18 protein-coding genes, 2 tRNA genes, 1 pseudogene and 1 riboswitch are annotated in these 18,725 nt (G+C 41.2%); of the genes and pseudogenes, 10 read left to right on the forward strand and 11 right to left on the reverse strand.

The genetic code is table 11. The features are described 5' to 3' along the window. Window positions 1-13: 13 nt before the first annotated feature. Window positions 14-111: riboswitch (TPP riboswitch) on the forward strand. A 56-nt stretch (window positions 112-167) separates the two neighbouring features. From thiD to thiE, 6 genes are all read left to right on the forward strand, one after another. Next, window positions 168-1,067, forward strand: a complete 900-nt coding sequence (thiD, locus tag Vgang_RS14170) for a bifunctional hydroxymethylpyrimidine kinase/phosphomethylpyrimidine kinase (protein ID WP_105901496.1) — start codon at window positions 168-170, stop codon at window positions 1,065-1,067. Between the two features lies 1 nt (window position 1,068). Next, window positions 1,069-1,905 carry an ABC transporter ATP-binding protein gene (locus Vgang_RS14175; RefSeq protein ID WP_245879876.1) on the forward strand — a complete coding sequence of 279 codons (837 nt, stop codon included), beginning with the start codon at window positions 1,069-1,071 and terminating at the stop codon, window positions 1,903-1,905. Between the two features lie 14 nt (window positions 1,906-1,919). Then, window positions 1,920-2,699 carry an ABC transporter permease gene (locus Vgang_RS14180; protein ID WP_245879895.1) on the forward strand — a complete coding sequence of 260 codons (780 nt, stop codon included), beginning with the start codon at window positions 1,920-1,922 and terminating at the stop codon, window positions 2,697-2,699. A gap of 87 nt (window positions 2,700-2,786) precedes the next feature. Beyond that, window positions 2,787-3,698: an ABC transporter substrate-binding protein gene (locus Vgang_RS14185; protein WP_105901802.1), complete on the forward strand. Its 912-nt coding sequence runs from the start codon at window positions 2,787-2,789 to the stop codon at window positions 3,696-3,698. Between the two features lie 350 nt (window positions 3,699-4,048). Continuing rightward, window positions 4,049-4,852: a hydroxyethylthiazole kinase gene (gene thiM / locus Vgang_RS14190; protein WP_105901499.1), complete on the forward strand. Its 804-nt coding sequence runs from the start codon at window positions 4,049-4,051 to the stop codon at window positions 4,850-4,852. Next, complete coding sequence (thiE, locus tag Vgang_RS14195; protein ID WP_105901500.1) at window positions 4,839-5,510, forward strand: thiamine phosphate synthase; 672 nt, start codon at window positions 4,839-4,841, stop codon at window positions 5,508-5,510. Before thiM ends, thiE begins: the two co-directional genes overlap by 14 nt. Window positions 5,511-5,528: 18 nt before the next feature. Here the strand turns inward: thiE and Vgang_RS14200 are convergent, their stop codons facing one another. Further along, on the reverse strand, window positions 5,529-6,416 hold the full coding sequence (locus Vgang_RS14200; RefSeq protein WP_105901501.1) for a DMT family transporter: 888 nt from the start codon (window positions 6,414-6,416) through the stop codon (window positions 5,529-5,531). A gap of 182 nt (window positions 6,417-6,598) precedes the next feature. Then, window positions 6,599-7,903 carry a dicarboxylate/amino acid:cation symporter gene (locus Vgang_RS14205; RefSeq protein ID WP_105901502.1) on the reverse strand — a complete coding sequence of 435 codons (1,305 nt, stop codon included), beginning with the start codon at window positions 7,901-7,903 and terminating at the stop codon, window positions 6,599-6,601. A 492-nt stretch (window positions 7,904-8,395) separates the two neighbouring features. On the opposite strand from Vgang_RS14205, the gene Vgang_RS14210 reads away from it, so the two are divergent. Next, on the forward strand, window positions 8,396-10,045 hold the full coding sequence (locus tag Vgang_RS14210; protein ID WP_105901503.1) for a BCCT family transporter: 1,650 nt from the start codon (window positions 8,396-8,398) through the stop codon (window positions 10,043-10,045). Between the two features lie 145 nt (window positions 10,046-10,190). Here the strand turns inward: Vgang_RS14210 and Vgang_RS14215 are convergent. The 4 genes and pseudogenes from Vgang_RS14215 to mobA form a co-directional block, all read right to left on the reverse strand. Next, a tRNA-Val gene (locus Vgang_RS14215) sits at window positions 10,191-10,267 on the reverse strand. A gap of 241 nt (window positions 10,268-10,508) precedes the next feature. Next, window positions 10,509-10,585: transfer RNA gene (locus Vgang_RS14220), tRNA-Val, on the reverse strand. 132 nt (window positions 10,586-10,717) lie between these two features. Then, window positions 10,718-11,251: pseudogene (gene mobB / locus Vgang_RS14225) on the reverse strand (molybdopterin-guanine dinucleotide biosynthesis protein B); the annotation flags it as partial. A 6-nt stretch (window positions 11,252-11,257) separates the two neighbouring features. Beyond that, on the reverse strand, window positions 11,258-11,851 hold the full coding sequence (mobA, locus tag Vgang_RS14230) for a molybdenum cofactor guanylyltransferase MobA (protein WP_105901505.1): 594 nt from the start codon (window positions 11,849-11,851) through the stop codon (window positions 11,258-11,260). Window positions 11,852-12,039: 188 nt separating this feature from the next. On the opposite strand from mobA, the gene Vgang_RS14235 reads away from it, so the two are divergent. Next, window positions 12,040-12,180, forward strand: coding sequence for an MAPEG family protein (locus Vgang_RS14235; protein WP_264923640.1), 141 nt, complete (start codon window positions 12,040-12,042; stop codon window positions 12,178-12,180). A 64-nt stretch (window positions 12,181-12,244) separates the two neighbouring features. On the opposite strand, the gene hxpB is transcribed toward Vgang_RS14235, so the two are convergent. Further along, complete coding sequence (gene hxpB / locus Vgang_RS14240; protein ID WP_105901506.1) at window positions 12,245-12,898, reverse strand: hexitol phosphatase HxpB; 654 nt, start codon at window positions 12,896-12,898, stop codon at window positions 12,245-12,247. A 188-nt stretch (window positions 12,899-13,086) separates the two neighbouring features. Between hxpB and Vgang_RS14245 the strand changes: the two genes are divergently transcribed. Further along, window positions 13,087-13,944: a DNA ligase gene (locus tag Vgang_RS14245; protein ID WP_105901507.1), complete on the forward strand. Its 858-nt coding sequence runs from the start codon at window positions 13,087-13,089 to the stop codon at window positions 13,942-13,944. Window positions 13,945-14,032: 88 nt separating this feature from the next. Here Vgang_RS14245 and Vgang_RS14250 read toward each other — a convergent pair whose 3' ends face one another. From Vgang_RS14250 to Vgang_RS14265, 4 genes are all read right to left on the reverse strand, one after another. Next, complete coding sequence (locus Vgang_RS14250) at window positions 14,033-15,406, reverse strand: MATE family efflux transporter (protein WP_157946002.1); 1,374 nt, start codon at window positions 15,404-15,406, stop codon at window positions 14,033-14,035. Window positions 15,407-15,562: 156 nt separating this feature from the next. Then, entirely contained in the window at window positions 15,563-15,760 is a 198-nt protein-coding gene (locus tag Vgang_RS14255) for a CPXCG motif-containing cysteine-rich protein (RefSeq protein ID WP_105901509.1), read from the reverse strand. A gap of 320 nt (window positions 15,761-16,080) precedes the next feature. Beyond that, window positions 16,081-16,956 carry a fructosamine kinase family protein gene (locus Vgang_RS14260; protein ID WP_105901510.1) on the reverse strand — a complete coding sequence of 292 codons (876 nt, stop codon included), beginning with the start codon at window positions 16,954-16,956 and terminating at the stop codon, window positions 16,081-16,083. Between the two features lie 122 nt (window positions 16,957-17,078). After that, complete coding sequence (locus Vgang_RS14265) at window positions 17,079-17,546, reverse strand: NlpC/P60 family protein (protein WP_105901511.1); 468 nt, start codon at window positions 17,544-17,546, stop codon at window positions 17,079-17,081. Window positions 17,547-17,785: 239 nt separating this feature from the next. Here Vgang_RS14265 and nagK point away from each other — a divergent pair, with 239 nt between their 5' ends. Next, the gene (gene nagK / locus Vgang_RS14270) at window positions 17,786-18,709 is read left to right on the forward strand and encodes an N-acetylglucosamine kinase (protein ID WP_105901512.1); all 924 of its coding nucleotides are present in this window, start codon (window positions 17,786-17,788) and stop codon (window positions 18,707-18,709) included. Window positions 18,710-18,725 lie beyond the last annotated feature (16 nt).

Below are 18,725 nucleotides of genomic sequence, written 5' to 3' on the forward strand. Positions count from 1 at the left end.
CGATTAGATTAACCACCATTAGTCGGGGGGCCAGTAGGCTGAGATCACTAAGTGAGACCCGTTGAACCTGATCCAATTAACATTGGCGTAGGGAACTAATGAACGTGTCTTCTAAGATCGCTCGATCGCCACACGTCTATTACTTCCACGCGCTTTGAGGAAGTAATATGAATCAAAATTCAACAACTACCGATTCTTCCGTTACTGCAAGCAAATCAAGCCATCATTCATTGACGCCTAATATATTGACAATTGCAGGTTCAGATTCTGGTGGTGGTGCAGGCATTCAAGCCGATATTAAAGCGATTTCTGCCACGGGTGGCTTTGCTTGTTCGGCTATTACCGCTTTAACGGCGCAAAATACACAAGGTGTGCATTCCATTTATTCGGTTTCAGCATCGTTCATTGCCGATCAACTCGATACGGTATTGTCCGATATTGATATTGCGGCAGTTAAGATTGGAATGCTTAATGATAGCCAAGTCATAGAAGTCATTGCACAGAAGCTAAAGCACTATAACTTAATGAATGTAGTGTTGGATCCAGTTATGGTAGCCACTAGCGGTGATCCATTAATACAACCCCAAGCAATTGAAACGCTGAAAGAATGTTTAATTCCAATAGTTGATGTCATTACTCCAAACTTGCCAGAAGCCGCTTTATTACTTGGACAAAGTAATATTCAAAATGAGTCGCAAGTCGGTGAGCTAATTGAACGTATTCAACATGACTCATTGCTTTCTTCGTGTGACGTTTTACTAAAAGGCGGTCATTTACAGGGAGAGTACAGCACTGATTGGTTGATCAACAAAAATAACGTTTCTAGTTATAGGCACCCTAGAGTGAATACAAAAAACACTCATGGAACAGGATGCACATTATCTTCTGCTATTGCTTCTTATCTCGGACAAGGCTTCGCATTATCTGAAGCGGTCGATAAAGCCAAAGTTTATCTTTCAGAAGCCTTGCTTCATGCCGATAGATTGAATGTTGGCGAAGGTGCTGGTCCTGTTCATCATTTTTATGCTTTGAACAGGCATTCATACTCAGACAAGTCGGATGATTGATATGCCTGTCGATATTGACATCAATGATCTGACCTTCCGCTTTTCTGATAGCGATGATTGCTTATTTAAGGGTTTAAGCCATTGCTTTAAGGCGGGAACTTGGACAAGCATTCTCGGTGCGAGTGGTTGTGGCAAAACAACATTACTAAAGCTCATCGCAGGTTTAGTTACGCAATCAACAATGCAAGGCAATATTCAATTTCGTTCTTCAAATGAATCTAAAGTTACTTTATCGCAGCCTAATTCCTATAAACCTATCGCACATAAGCCTATTACTCATAAACCTATTACCTACAAGCCCATAGCTTATATGGGACAAAAAGATTTCTTGTTTCCTTGGCTCGATGTACTGCACAACACATGTTTAGAGCGATATTTGCAAACGGGTAGGTTAACGCTTGATGAAATCAAACAAGCGGAAGCTTTACTTGCTCAGGTTGGGCTAGGTGATGTTATTCGCTACAAACCCAAGCAATTATCTGGGGGAATGAGACAACGTGTCGCGCTTGCTAGAACGTTAATTCAAAACAAACCTGTGGTTTTAATGGATGAACCATTCTCAGCACTGGATTCATTAACTCGCTATGAACTACAAGATCTTGCATGCCAACTGCTTGATGATAAAACGGTTATTTTCATTACTCACGATATTCAAGAAGCCTTGAGAGTCAGTGACCATGTCTTAGTGATGAAAGGAAAACCAGCTTCATTGAATGATGTTCATCTCCCATATTGTGAACAAAAGCCACGAGTCATGAATGCTGAATTTGCTCATTTTCAGCAGAGATTGATGTCTCAGCTGCAATCTCAATCGATTATAAAAGCGGTGAATCGATGAAAAAGCAGCCTTCAATGAATACCCGTCTAGGTAAGTCGTCTTCGTTCGCTTTCTCAAAAAGTTTTCAACCAGTGACGACGTGTTTACTGATCATATTGCTCTGGCAGTTAGTTGTGTGGGGTTTTGCTTTACCAAAATATATTGTTCCTACGCCTGTTGATGTTTGGGAAGCATTCATTCATCAGCCTAGCGTCATATTGAGGCACACCTGGGTAACGCTACAAGAGATTGTAGCCGGTTTAGTGCTTGGGAGCGTATTTGGTGTGGTGAGCGCTTTACTCATGTTACTGAGTCACCGTTTAAATCGTTGGATGATGCCAATTTTAATAGTCAGTCAGGCCATTCCTGTTTTTGCATTAGCTCCAGTTTTAATGCTGTGGTTTGGTTATGGTATGGCCTCAAAAGTAGTGATGTCTGCAATTATCATTTTCTTTCCTATCACGGTTTGTTGCTATGACGGACTAAATAACACACCTAATGGCTTTATTGAATTAGGCAAGACATTTCATTTATCGAGATGGCAGATGTTATGGCGAGTACGATTTCCAGCGGCGATGCCGGCCTTAGCATCTGGATTCAGAGTGTCGGTTGTGATCGCTCCGATAGGCGCAGTGATTGGTGAATGGGTCGGTGCCAGTGAAGGGATTGGTTATTTTATGTTGCAAAGCAATGCTCGGATGCAAACTGCCGATATGTTCTCCGGTTTAGTGGTGCTGTCGATGCTCTCTATTTGTTTATATTTTTCAGTAAATTATTGTTTAACTCGCTGGATCGATTGGGATCTGAGTGACTAAAAGGGATGTATGATGAAAGTGTTTTTAAAGCGTAATAATCTTTTTATAAATCGCAGAAATAGACGTGCTAATGGTTTGATTAACAAAATGTTTATTCTAGCTGCGCTGATATGTACGCTACCCGTAGAAGCGAATGATAAGCTCAGTTTGATGCTTGATTGGTTTGTTAATCCAAATCATGGTCCGATTATTGTGGCTCAGCAGCAAGGTTATTTCAAAGATGCAGGCTTAGAGGTAGAGATTCAAGAGCCGGCAGATCCAACCATGCCACCTAAGTTAGTTGCTGCAGGTAAAGTTGACATGGCCGTCTCTTATGAGCCTAACTTTGTGATGGATTTAGAAGCGGGCTTACCGTTAAAGCGCTCAGCCACGTTGATTGCAACACCATTGAATACCATTTTAGTACTGGATGGCAGTGATATTAAAAAGGTGTCCGATCTGAAAGGAAAAACGGTCGGTATTGCTGTTGCAGGGACAGAAGATGCAATGGTTGGAACCATGCTGCGTGATTCAGGATTAAACCTTTCTGATATCAAAATGGTTAATGTAGGTTGGAATTTATCTTCATCACTGGCATCCAAAAAAGTTGATGCAGTATGGGGTGGATTACGCAATTTTGAACCCAACCAAATGGCATTAGAAGGAATTAAAGTTAGAGCGTTTTATCCTGAAGAACATGGCGTGCCAAGTTATGAAGAACTTGTGTTTGTGGTTAATCAAAATACTAAGAAAAATGTGGCAATTGATAAGTTTAATCAGGCGCTCACCAAAGCCACACAGTATATTGTTAACCACCCAGAGAATGCTTGGCAAAGTTTCATTAGTTATAACCCAAAAACACTCGATACCGAACTAAACCAACGTGCATGGCAAGACACTTTGACTCGTTTTTCTTTACGTCCTACAGCCACCGACAAGCAAGGATACAAAGCCTTTGCAGACTTTATGTACAAAAATAACGTAATTAAAACGCCGGTTGATCCAACCCCTTATCTTTAATTACTAGGTCCTGTTGATCTTTCGTGATGATTTTTGCAGCGAATTGTTGGACATTTGAACAAGGCAGAGGCTCCGTGGTGTAGCTAGCCTACACGAGGAGCCGATAACGCAGTGCAAATGACCAACAAACGCTGCCCTAAGGGTTCGGCTAAAAGCATTTTATGCCGTACTTTGTAATAAGATAGGTTAAGTCTCATTTACTTAGAATAACTAGGCTACAATCGACTTGCCTTGCCTAAAATGCTTTTATCTCGAACAAAATTTAACCACGAAAGATCAACAGGCCCTAGGCTTCGTTTTTAGTGCGTTGCTTTTGATGATAGAAATTGAAATACAAAATGGAGTGCGTCATGCATCAGTTGATCTCTGAAAAGTTACAACAACTAAGAGAGAGAAGTCCGCTTGTTTTAAATATCACAAATTATGTTGTTATGAACAATACCGCGAATGCGCTTTTAGCAGTGGGTGCTTCACCAATCATGGCCCATAGCCGCGAAGAAATGGAAGACATGGTGAAGATTGCCCATTGCCTTGTCATCAATATTGGGACGCTCGATCGTATCTGGGTAGAACGTATGCGTTTTGCGATTAAACAAGCGAATATCTTTGGTAAACCCGTCATCCTTGATCCTGTTGGCTGTGGTGCAAGTAAGATGCGTACCGCTGTATCGCAAGAATTTTGCCAGTTAGCCGATAAATTGATTATCCGGGCTAATGCATCGGAAGTCATGGCATTAGCTGACCTTCAAAGCCACGTAAAGGGTGTGGATGCGCTGGATACCAGTGATTCTGCCATTATTGCGGCACAAAAAGTGATTAAACAATATGGTGTAGAGCAGGTGGTGATATCTGGTGAGCAAGATTTTGTTGTTTCTGATAACACCATTTATCGTCTCGATAACGGTCATGATCTAATGCCTAAAATTACTGGCATGGGATGCACGCATACTGCCTTAACTGGAGCTTTTGCATCCATTGATTTTGCGTCCGCAGGGCTTTGCGCAACCGCTGTTCTTGGTATCGCAGGAGAATTAGCAGGTAAACAAGCACAAGGGCCAGGTTCATTACAGATGCATATTTTAGATAAGTTACACGGGGTCGATGCGCAAGCTATCGAATATACTTTGGAGTGTGGAAAATATGATCCAGAATAGGGCTTTTAATTACCCATTATATTTAGTCAGCGATGAGCACACGTGTGGAGATGAACTGAAAGTATTGATTGAACAAGCCTTACTTGGTGGTGTGTCGATTATACAAATTCGACATAAAAACCATGATGTTCGCGAGTTTATAGAAAGGGCTCAAACAGCAAAGCAAGTGATTGACCGATTTAATGCTGAACACTACCAAGATAAGTCGTTTGTACCTTTGATAATTAATGATCGAGTGGATGTGGCTTTGGCGGTCAATGCGGATGGTGTGCATTTAGGCCAGTCAGATATGCCGGTGGATATCGCCCGTCGCCTGATTGGGAAAGATAAGATCCTTGGTCTAACGGTTGAAAGCCCAGAACAGCTTAACAACGCACAACACTTTGAGGTTGATTACCTTGGGATCAGTACCATTTTTAATACTGCGACAAAAACCAACACGAAATATGAGTGGAAAATAGAAGGTTTGATGAAAGCGGTACAACAGAGCGAAAAGCCGCTAGTCGCAATAGGGGGGATTACCGTTAATAACATTGAAAAAATAGCCAAAACTGGGGTGGATAGCATGGCATTGGTGTCAGCAATTTGTGCAAACCCTGACCCTCAGGCGGCGGCAAAACATCTAAGAGAATTGATGATCCTAAGTTCCAACTCATGATTGATGGTGGACCGTGTATTAGAGCGATGATTTCTGCAAGCGTCGCTCTAATAGTTTAGCGCCACCTCGATAAACGAATAATGACCACAAGATCAGCCCACAACCGATGACTTTACCTATCGGCATATCATCCCCATAAAATACAACGCTGAGTGAACTCGCCCATACTGGTTCTAGGATCATAATGATGGCTGCATTGCCAGAAGTAGTCAGCTTTTGTCCTACCGTTTGCATCACATAACGAAGACTCGTGGCAACAATCGTGCTCAAACCTAACCACATCCATGTTGTACTTGAAATGGTTTCTGGCCATTGTTCTAGTAATAGTGATGCAATTGATGCGACGACACCAACAACCATTAATTGAATACAAGCTAGCGCTAAACTGGGAATGGTTTGCGCATATTTCGCATTAAAGTTGAAATGGAAAGCTAACAAGATCGCCGAGATCAAAAACCAAATTTGGCTAGGTGAGTGATGGTATCCATTTGATAATGATAAGAAGCCTAAACCAAGTACGGCAAAGGGCAGTGAAACCCAAAACATACGAATCGGTCTTTGTTTGAATAGCAGCCAGCCGACAAATGGCGCGAATAGCATCGCAAGGCTAGAAATAAAAGCACCTTCTGCCAATGTATCGGTGACTGAAATTGCGGTGACCCAAGTTAATAAGGCACCAGACATAATGACACCAACGCTGGCTGCATTAATCACTTGTTGACGGCTAAGCGCACTCAAACTCTTATAGCAAAAAGGAACGAGGAGCAGAGAGGCAATAACAAACCGAGTTCCAATAAAAGCAAAAGGGGGCAGTTCCGCTATTGCCTGCTTAGAGAATATCCAACCAAGACCGGCAAAAATCGTAGTAAAAATAAGTATAACAGTGGCTTTGAACTCTTGGGTCATACGGTAAGACATCTAAATATAAAGAAAAATTAGAGTAACACGCAGGCGCAGAACTTGTCGTGAAATTGTTTAGAGTTTTTAGGAATAACGTGAACACTGAGAAATACAAAAGCCCTAGGCCAATCATGACCTAGGGCTTTAACATTAGCGGTTATTTACTATAACGATTGCTCGATATCGAATTAAGCAGATTTTTTCATTGCTAGCTCAATTTCACCAGCGTTAGGATCGTTGAAAGCATCAACATCCATTTCATTTTCTGATTTTGCAACGATACAAGTGACTACGCTGTCACCAGTAATGTTCACGGCTGTACGGATCATATCCAGTAAGCGGTCAACACCCATGATTAACGCAATACCTTCAAGAGGTAGACCAACTTGGTTTAATACCATTGCTAGCATGATCAGACCGACACCTGGAACACCTGCTGTACCTACAGAGGCGAGGGTAGCCGTTAAGATCACTGTCATGTAGTCGCCGATACCTAAATCAACATTGAATGCTTGTGCAATGAATGCTGTCGCGACACCTTGCATGATTGCCGTACCATCCATGTTGATGGTTGCACCAAGTGGAATCGTGAACGAAGCAATTTTGTTGCTCACACCTAAGCGGTGGGTAGCCGTTTCCATTGTGATAGGTAGCGTTGCGTTTGAAGAAGCCGTTGAGAATGCAAACATAATGGCATCTTTCATTTTCTTCCAGAACGCGATCGGATTCAGACCTGAAAGAACTTTAAGCAATACGCTGTATGTCACAAAAGCATGAATTAGCAAAGCGGCAACCAATACTAGGAAGTAGGCAGCAAGATTTGCGATAGCTTCTAGACCAAGACCCGTAAACAGTTTCGCCATTAGGAAGAAGATACCGTAAGGTGCCACTTCCATTAAAATAGTCACTAACTTCATGATGACTTCATTAACATCACTGAAGAAGTTAGCCACACGTTCACCAGGTTTGCCTGCAAGGCTAATTGCAATACCGAATAACACTGCAAAAACGATAACTTGCAAAGTGTTACCTTGTGTCATTGCTGCCATAGGGTTACTTGGGAACATACCAACGATGACTTCACCTAATGATGGTGCACTCTGAGCACTAAAAGAAGCGGCAGAAGTCAGATCCGCACCCGCACCAGGTTGTAGGAAGATCCCCATAAATAGTGCAAGTGTGATAGCAATCGCGGTTGTTGTAATGTAGAAGGCCAGTGTTTTACCACCTAAACGGCCCAGTGTGCTGATGTCTTTTAGCGAGCTAGTTCCGCAAACTAAAGAGACAAAAACAAGTGGGATAACAAGCATTTTTAAGCTGGCAATAAAAATTTTACCACCAACATCAAACAGTCCATTTACTAGGTAAGTATCTATAAACTGGTTGTGTGAAAAGAAGTTTTGGATGAGTAAACCACAAATGATACCGGCAACCATACCGAAAATGATTTTACTCGTCAGTGAGCGTTTCTTTTTGTTGTTGTCGTTCGTCATGAACTGATCTCCATATGAATACTTTGTACAACTTTCAAAGTGACATGGAGAGTATCAGATCTCACCAAGATCTCGGCTCGTTTGTAAGAAATTATGACCCACCAATGTGATCTTAGTCACGATTAATACTGTATTTTGACAGTTTGTTATTTGTGTGTTTAAGGAATGTTATCTCAATATGGTTATTTATCTGGCGGTTTATCTTACATATTGTAGCCTGGTTAGAGATAAAAACTAATAGATATATCATTTGCAGTAAGATGAAAATCAAGTGTATTGGATACGCAAGCCAATCAAATTCGCTACTATAACAATAAACTCAAATGTTACTGCTTTGTTATTGAGCTGTATTTGATTGCTAATTGAACATATAAACTTGACCTCTCAATTAGTTATTGAATAGAGAAACCATAAGGGTATCATTAATAAAAGCATTACAATTATTATGGTTAATTATAACAGTATCATCAATTAGGGCACAAAGGAAATAATATGGATAAAAAAGACAATGGCGGTATTCCGCTGCATAGTGGGGAGGCTAACCCCATCGACACGGACTATCAGGTCGGACAGGACAATGTTGTTTTATCTGTCGGACCCTTTGGTTTAGATATTCACAACCGAGTTTTTGCGGTTTCAGGTCTCGCTATTGTCCTTTTCGTGATAGTAACGTTACTTTTCCAACAGCAGGTTGAACCCATTTTTGTTCACATGCGTGACTGGTTAACTTCCTATCTAGACTGGTTTTTCCTTTTATCTGGTAACATTTTTGTTGTCGTCTGTTTGGGTTTAGCCATTTCTCCACTGGGTCGCGTACGAATCGGCGGTACTGATGCTAAGCCTGATTACTCTTATAGCGGCTGGTTAGCAATGCTATTTGCCGCGGGCATGGGAATTGGTTTGGTTTTCTTTGGTGTATCAGAGCCTATGTCTCACTTTAGTACCGCGCTAGGAGGACCTGTATTTGAAAATGGAGTGCGTACCGACTGGGCACCACTTGGTGGAGCGATGGGTGATACCGAAGCGGCGCGTCAATTAGGTATGGCTGCAACAATATATCACTGGGCTTTACACCCATGGGCAATCTACGCTCTGTTAGCATTAGGCTTGGCGATCTTTTCTTTTAATAAGGGACTTCCGTTGACTATGCGCTCTGTCTTTTATCCTATTTTAGGTGAAAGAGTTTGGGGTTGGCCTGGGCATATCATTGATATTCTCGCCGTTATTGCGACCGTATTTGGTCTAGCTACCTCGCTGGGCTATGGTGCATCACAAGCGGCAACGGGACTTAATTTCTTATTCGATATTCCATTTAATAACACCACTCAAATCGTTCTGATCGTGGTCATAACGGCATTTGCGTTAATCTCTGTTGTTGCGGGTCTTGATAGCGGGGTTAAGCGATTATCAGAAATTAATATGGGTTTAGCTGCACTGCTATTGTTTTTCATCGTTGTAGTAGGGCCGACTTTAGCGATCGTTACTGGCTTCTTTGAAAATATCTGGTCATATATTAAAGAGATACCAGCTTTATCAATGCCGTTTGAACGTGAAGATGTAAATTACTCTCAAGGTTGGACTGCATTTTACTGGGCATGGTGGATTTCATGGTCACCATTCGTAGGTATGTTTATTGCGCGTGTTTCTCGTGGACGTACCGTGCGTGAATTTATCTTCTGCGTATTGATTGTGCCATCAACCGTTTGTGTATTCTGGATGTCTGCTTTTGGTGGTACCGCGATTGATCAGTTTGTGAATGCTGGCTATGAAGCGGTAAAAGATGCAGATCTACCATTGAAATTATTTGCAATGTTAGGTGCCATGCCATTATCGAGTATTACCTCCATTGTCGGAATTATCTTGGTGGTTGTGTTTTTCATAACATCATCAGATTCAGGTTCATTGGTTATCGATACTATTTCAGCCGGTGGTAAAGTGGATGCACCAACACCACAACGTGTTTTCTGGTGCACATTTGAAGGCTTAGTAGCGATTGCATTACTACTTGGTGGAGGTTTGGCTGCTGCACAAGCCATGGCAGTAACAACCGGGTTCCCATTTACCATCGTATTGTTGTTCGCGACATTCTCACTGATTTTGGGTTTGATGAGCGAACCTAGACCGGTGAAAAACGCAAAATAACGTAGAATACTTAAAGATCAAAACCCCAACATGCTGAACTTATGTTGGGGTTTTGTTGTTTTTGAGATTGAGAACGTAAGGATAGGGTACTCTTAGTACAAAACCAAAAAAGCCAGACTAATTGAATTAGTCTGGCTTTCTTATATGGTGCGCCCGAGTGAACTCGAATCACCGACCCCTACCATGTCAAGGTAGTACTCTAACCAACTGAGCTACGGGCGCATAATTTTATTTGTATGGTAGAAAGGTGATGAATCACCGAGCTTTACCAACTGCGACCATGTCAAGGTAGTAGATTAACCAACTGAGCTACGGGCGCATAATTTTATTTGTATGGTAGAAAGGTGATGAATCACCGAGCTTTACCAACTGCGACCATGTCAAGGTAGTAGATTAACCAACTGAGCTACGGGCGCATAATTTGTTTCAAGCGAATACATTATCCACTAAATCATTTTGAAAATGGTGGGTCCGGGCGAACTCGAATCGCCGACCCCTACCATGTCAAGGTAGTACTCTAACCAACTGAGCTACGGACCCAATTTGCAAAATGACTTATGTTCTTGAGAACGGACAAGATATTAACCACGCGATCTCAAGGTTGCAAGCACAAAATGAACAGTTTGAGAGTGTTTGTCGACTTTATGCGCTGAGTGGCGTTTTTTTATTCTATTTGTTGATTTTCGATTGTTGGATAAAAGCTTGTACAAAGTCAGCTACGGCGTCTAAATCATTAATATCTAAACAAGGTAATGTGGTCTCAGGTGTAGAATCCGCTACGATGCCAATGACGCTAGCGTCTTGTGGAAAAAGCCAAGGTTTATTTAAGGCTTGTCGATGTAATTCCATTTTAGGGAAAATGATATTCTTGCAACCTTCCACTAAGATGAGGTCGAGTTCTTGAGTGTTAAATCGACTTAAAAGGTATTCAAAGCTTGGCTCTTGTTCTGGCGTTTCTGTCACCATTGCAAAACGTTGATGAGAGGTAACAAGCATTTGGTCGGCACCAGCTTTACGTAAGCGGTAGCTGTCTTTTCCAGGTATGTCGATATCAAAATCATGGTGTGCATGTTTGAGCATGCCAACACGAATTCCGCGTTGCTTGAGTCGCGGCAACAATGCTTCAAGTAATGTTGTTTTGCCTGTACCGCTGTAGGCAGCAAAGCCGAGTACTGGGATAGGAAAATCGTTCAATGCATTCATCATATTCTTTTATTGATCAATTTGAGATGACAGTTGCAATAAGTCATCGGGTGTATTGAGATTGATAAACATAGACGCACAATCACTGAAATCAACGGTTTCAACTTGGCAATTAGCAAAGAAGAGTTGCACCTTTCTATCTCCGTTTTCTAAAAACTGTGTTAGCTTTTCTTGAACCGTTTTTTTGTATAGAGCGAAAACCGGTTGAATATGTACTCCATCAAATGCGACCAATATTTCAGTAGCAGAATTCGCTTGGCGGATAAATCGTTCAATATAATCGTGGGGTAGATTAGGGCTGTCACAAGGCACCACGCCAACCCAGTCGAAGTTTTCAGAATGGGCTAATGCGGAATGAATTCCGGCCAAGGGCCCGAGAAAGCCTAATTTAAGATCTGAGAAGGTTGGCGCATAGGCTTGATAGTCTTCCAAATTACGGTTGGCATTGATCATAATATGCTGCGTTTGTGGGCGCAGCTTCTCAATAATATGTTCCACAAGAGGCTTGCCATGAAGCACAATCAATCCCTTGTCACTTCCGCCCATGCGACTTGCTTGCCCACCAGCCAAAATAACCCAATTTATGCTCGATTTATCAATCACGTCAGTGTCCAATTCATTCTATTTGCATCGATTATACAAGTTTAAGATCAACAAAATAGAACACGAATTTTATTTGCTCATAAATTATGCGCTAGGGTAAATAAAGTTTCATAAGGATATGGCTATGAAAAATAGACTCTTAGGATTTACCTCACTTGTCATTTGCTCTAGCTTTCCACTTACTACTCTTGCTAGCTATGGTCCATACCGGATCAAGAGTGATTTATAACATACTTTATTTGTTGAATATCGGCTTGTTACGCACGCTATCGTGGGCAATCGCGATGGGCTGTTCATTCGCTATTATGTGGCAATGTATTCCATTTTAATGACGAATATAAACATCACCGAATACTCGTTTTATTCGGTGATGTGTTGATATCAAAATGAGTCTTATAACGCTTTAAGCAACTCAGGTGTGATTTGCTCAAGTGAAGTAAGCTTATGATCGGCAATCACAAAGCGTGCTTGTTCACGTTGGCTTTCTTCTGGAATCACGATGGTTTTCATTTGTGCGGATTTGGCCGCTAATAAACCGGTGAATGAGTCCTCAAGTGCCACGCAATCTAATGATGATACGTCTAATGCCTTGGCAGCATTGAGATAGACTTCTGGGTGCGGCTTGCCATAAGGTAAACCTTCTGCTGATAAGACGGCTTCAAAAACACCATCGAGTTCTAATGCACCAAGAGTGGCTTGAATCAATACCATTGGAGATGAAGAAGCTAAAGCGATTTTCAAACCCGCTTGTTGGCAAGTTTCTAAAGCATGAAAAAGTCCTGGCATCATCGGTTTATGTTCTTTGACCAATTCAATCACTCTAGCTAAAACCATATCGCATACTTGTTCGCAGCTGTACGATTCCCAAGGCTGTGTACGGTAATATTGTTCCACGATCTGGTCAATGCGAATACCGGTTGTATCAATGGTATCTTGTAATGTGATTTTAACGCCCACGGTAGGGAATACTTCTAGTTGAGCTTGTTGCCAGAATGGTTCAGAGTCAATCATCAAACCATCCATGTCGAATACAGCAGCTTTAATCATTCTTAACATCTCTTATTTTTAGTGAACAGGACTGAGTCTAACATGGCAGTTAAACAGTGCAATCGAATATGTAATTGATTTGTTTATCACTGAAAATTATCAGTTCATGACTCGCAAGTCTCTTTATTGAATCAAGTTGTATGGGATAAAGCATTTAGATTGAAACCTTTTCATTCAAGGTGATTTCTATGAAAAAGTCGGATCTTCTTCTATATACATGTTCTGCCACAGCCCTCATTAATGCCGATATAGCCTTGGCTTCGTCAGAGCTAACACCCGTTTCAATTAAGCTGGCTTTCGCCAATGAATATCATGATGATCTACGTTTAGATGAGTATTGGTATAGCGAAAAGCTTGATGGAATTCGCGCCGTTTGGACTGGCTCTGAATTACAAACTCGTACTGGAAATACCATCCACGCACCAGCATGGTTTACTGAATCATTACCAAACGAAGCCTTAGATGGTGAGTTGTGGGCAGGAAGAAATCAATTTCAATTTGTTCAACGAACGGTCATGGATAGCAAGCCAAGTGCTGATTGGCAACACATCGTATTTATGGTGTTTGACCGACCTAATTCTTCACAAGATTTTGAGCAACGTTATCAGTGGCTACAAGATAAAATTGCTCCCATAGATAGTCCATATCTTGCTGTTGTTGATCACCATCCGCTTAACAGTGATAAACAACTTCAAGCATTGCTATCCAGTATTGAAGCCAAATCAGGTGAGGGAATTATGCTTCGACATCGATTTAGTCAATATCAATCAGGCAGAACGGATGATTTGATTAAAGTAAAGTCATATCAAGATTCTGAAGCCGTAGTTATGGGCTATAAACCTGGAAATGGTAAGTATGATGGGTTAACAGGTTCACTTTTAGTGAAATGGATGAATGGGAAAACATTTTATCTAGGCTCAGGGTTAAGTGATGAAGAACGGCAAAACCCACCACCGATTGGATCAAAAGTTAATTTTAAATATAACGGTTTAACACAAAGTGGTTTGCCTAGGTTTGCTCGTTTTAGCCATATTCGGGCAGAATAATAAAAACAAAGGCCGCTATATCATGCGGCCTTATTGGTACAAGTCTTGTTACTGTAATCTGGTTAGGCTTGGTAATACTCACTTAGCGTCATCTTAATGAGAAATTAAGCTGCACGGTGTCATCTTGTTTGTGTAACCAAAGTAGACGTTTAGTCAGCAAGAATGCCGCGGTGGTTAAGCCTAAGATAATACCAATCCAGAACCCCGTTACACCCATCGGTTCATCGGTGAACCATGTTGTCATACCGAGAATATAACCCGCTGGCATTCCAATGACCCAGTAAGAGATAAACGTGCGGCTAAAGATTGAGCCGGTGTCTTTATAACCACGTAAAGCACCAGCACCCACAACTTGCAATGCATCACTACATTGATAAATCGCAGCCATAAGTAATAAGTGTAGGGCGATGATCGTTACTTCCTGGTTATCGGTGTAAAGTGCAATGATTGAATCACGGAAAATTACCGTCAACAATGCGGTAACCACTGCGGTACCAAATGCTGCAAGCAATCCCACGTGCGTGGAAATTTTTGCACCTTCAACGCTTTGCTCGCCCAATTGATGCCCAACACGAATACTCACCGCTGCACCAATACTCATTGGTAGCATGAAGATCAATGATGAAAAGTTAATGGCAACTTGGTGCGCAGCAACCACTAATGGACCGAGTGGTGCAATGAGCAATGCGACAACGGCAAAGAGTGTCACCTCAAAAAATAATGCTGCAGCAATAGGGAAGCCTAAGCGGAATAAGCGGCGAAGCGAATGTGCGTTAGGCTTATGAAACTCACTGAAAATGTGAATGTTTTTGAATCGGCGTGCAATCAATACATAGCATAGCATGCACAAAAACATCACCCAGTATACAATTGCAGTGGCCACTCCACAGCCGACAGCGCCAAGTTCAGGCATACCAAACTTACCGTAAACGAAGATCCAGTTAAGCGGGATATTTAGCGCTAAGCCTAAGAATCCTAATATCATTGCAGGCTTAGTGAGAGACAAACCATCTGATAAGCTGCGCAATGTTTGGAATAGTAAAAATGCAGGCACAGCAAAGATCATGGCAAACATATAGCCGTTTGTTTTGGCTGCCATTGTGGGCTCAATATGCATGATCTCAAGAATATGTCGAGTTTGAGATAAGACCAAGATAATGGGAATCGCGACTAAAAAAGATAAGTAGAAACCTTGCTGAATCTCGTGAGCAATACGAATCTGGCGACCAGAACCATTGAGTTGAGCGACCACAGGAACCAGAGCTAACAATAGCCCAATACCAAATAAAATCGAAGGTAACCAAATACTTGAAGCGACAGCAACCGCTGCCATATCGGTCGCACTGACACCGCCAGCCATCACCGTATCAATAAAGCCCATGCCGGTTTGTGCTATTGACGCCAGTAAGACAGGAGTGGAGAGTTTGACAAGTATGAGGGTTTCTTTACGATATCGGTGCACACTAACTCCTAACAACATGAAAAGGTGGCATAACGGTAGGGATACTTGGGTATAAGTATATCCAGTTGTATACAATTAGCGATAAATATTTAACAAGATAGACATAAAAAAGCCCCCAAATTTGGGAGCTTAGCATATAAAATATAGCGGACTTGATTAGAAAGTGGGGTGATCTTCAACACCCGCAGTCAGTTGAATTTTTGCATTATCAACTTTGAGTTCTAAATGAATGGCATGATTACAAGATGGGCAATCGTCATAAAACTCTTGATTGCCAATAGATGAATCAATCGTCATTCCAATCTGGTGTCCGCAATGTGGACACGTTACTCTTTTTTCAGTGTATTTTATCATTGCTTTCCTCACTACGACTTCCCTGTATCAAGCTCAATGAACAACAAAATAGGCGGTTCAATTTGACCGAATTCATACTAACGCGCAAAGTTTCTTTATGATTGAAAATAAGCGAAAAGGTTGAATCACTGCAAACAAATGCTCAAAAAACGCTGCGTTTTGTTATTTGTCGCCAAAATTATTGGGTTACTTATTGCGTTCAGTATCCTTACTGAATCAATTTTTTATGCTTATCTGTAATTCTAGTCCATTAATTACATTTATATTCGACTCAGCTCTCATATTTATGAATTGTTAATTAAGTCATTGAATTAACAGCGCTAAATAATATCTTTAGCAAAGAGTGACTGAATCAGGGAATAAGACTGTTCGAGATAGTCACCGCCATATTGGTTGCAGTGACACAGTAGATAGTAGAGTTGATAGACTGACTTACGCTTTTCATAGCCAGAATCAATCAATTGTATACTTTCGTAACCAGAGAAAAAGTCAGGACCAAGGTCACTAAATGCTTCAGCGATAGCAAGATCGCACTCAGGATCTCCCCAGTAACTTGATGGGTCGTAACAAATGACACCATTTACCGATAGAGCATAATTATTGCGACTTAGGTTGCCATGCAGTAATGATGGTTTAGGGGAATGAGCACCTATGATGTGTTTTACTTTTGCTACGATTTCAGCAATATCACCTAGATCAATGCCTTTTTCTTTTAGTAACTGAAGTTGCCAACCAATCCTATATTCTGAAAAGAACAAGCCCCACTTTTTATGCCAAGCATTAGGTTGAATATTAAGCCCAACATAAGTATCGGCGTCATAACCGTATTCTCTTTGTTCACCCCATTGATGAAGTTTGGCTAATTGTTGACCAAAGGCATATTTATCTTTTGGTAGTTCGAGGGGCTTAGTCGGAAGAAAGTTTAAAATCAAAAAAGCGTTTTCTTTCGTTACGCCTGCTATCACCGGTTGAGGAACGGAGAGGGTGCTAGTATGAAGTAGATTAGAAAGGTTTTCGATTTCAGATTCAAACTTTTGTAGATATTCTCTATCGTTTACTTTAACAAAGTAACGTTGCTGGCCATCAGAGATCATATAGCATTGGTTGCTATCGCCGCCAGATAACTTTTCTCTTTCTTCAATGTTAAATTCGAAAGCCAATATATCTGAAAGTTGCTGCGAGATACCTTGCCACATAGTGACCCCCTAAGCTCAAAGAATATCTACCTATGACATTATCTTAGTTGAAGTTTTGAGTTAGAGAGCTGTACCGCAAAAATAACGAATAATTTTCACCCAATTGGCAAAGCAGATTATTTTCAGCTAGGTGGATTGATACGCCTGAATTGCCAGAATTTACTTGCCCAATAGGGGTTATCTAAACGAGAGATGATGACACCTTTTGAAGTAGAAGCATGCATGAATTGGTTTTCGCCTATATACATACCTACATGGCGTTGATTCCAACTGGTTTTGAAAAAGACGAGATCCCCAAATGCTGCTTGGTCTTCAGGAATATAACGACCTTGTTTACTTTGAAGTTCCGTCGAGCGAGGTAGGTGAAGTTGATAAATGGTCGACATGGTAACTTGCATAAATGCTGAGCAATCAATGCCTTTCTTGCTGGTTCCACCAAATCGATACGGTACGCCAGACCAAGAATGATACAGTTGAGTGAATTCTTGTTTTTCTGTCGGAGTCGAAGGTAGAGGTTCTGGCGGAGGTGTTGAAGCACAACCCGCGACTAAAGACAGCGTTAATAATGGCAAGATCAGCGCTTTTTTCATGTCTACCTAAGAAAAGTTTAACCAAATAAACATGGATGCTAGCTTATAATATTGATGGAGTAAATATTTCAAATTCTAGAATTGTTAGCGGTGTCAAAATGAACGAAATATGAATGAAAAAACGGCAGATAAACGGAGTGTCATGCTAACTTGATCTTGAATCACAGATTGTGCAATAAGTTTATGGATAATAACCCTAATTTGAAAATTTTTGACTTTATGTTTTATGGAGAGTGTCGATGTATTATGGATTTGATGTCGGTGGTACCAAGATTGAGTTTGGTGCTTTTAACGAAAAATTAGAAAGAGTTGCTACAGAGCGCGTCCCAACTCCAGGTGAAGATTACCAAGCGCTACTTACCACGCTTGCTGGATTGGTTGCCAAATACGATGAGCAATTTGGAGTAAAGGGGTTAGTCGGCCTTGGTATCCCTGGAATGGAAAGTGTTGAAGACAATTCATTAATGACGTCAAACGTACCTGCAGCTAAAGGGAAGTTCTTACGTAAAGATCTTGAAGCTTTGATTGATCGCCCTTTGAAAATTGCCAATGACGCTAACTGTTTTGCACTGTCTGAAGCTTGGGATGAGGAACACCAAGGTAAAGAGAGTGTTCTTGGCTTGATCTTAGGTACTGGTTTTGGCGGTGGTATTGTCGTTAATGGTCATGTTGTTTCAGGTGGCAGCCACGTTGCGGGTGAATTAGGTCATACTCGTATGCCACTAGACGCTTGGTTTTATTTAAGTAATAGCATGGAAGGGAAAGAAGCGCCTTTATTTAGCTGTGGCTGTGATAAAAAAGGCTGCATTGATAACTACTTGTCAGGCCGTGGCTTCGAACAGCTTTATCACCATTACTATGATGAAAAACTCAAAGCGATTAATATTATTCAAAATTATCAACAGAATGAGCCGAAAGCGGTCGAGCATGTGAATCGTTTTATGGATTTTCTTGCGATTTGTTTAGGTAATATTTTTACTGCGTTTGATCCTGATGTTGTGGTTCTTGGTGGTGGTCTATCAAATTTCGAAGCTATTTATGAAGAGATGCCAAAACGTATACCACCGCATTTATTGTCAGTTGGAAAGGTGCCAAAAATCATCAAAGCAAAACATGGTGACTCAGGCGGTGTTCGCGGTGCGGCATTCTTGAATATCAGTTAGTCTCAACTGCTATGAC

The organism is Vibrio gangliei (assembly GCF_026001925.1).
In the GTDB taxonomy this organism is placed as follows: domain Bacteria; phylum Pseudomonadota; class Gammaproteobacteria; order Enterobacterales; family Vibrionaceae; genus Vibrio; species Vibrio gangliei.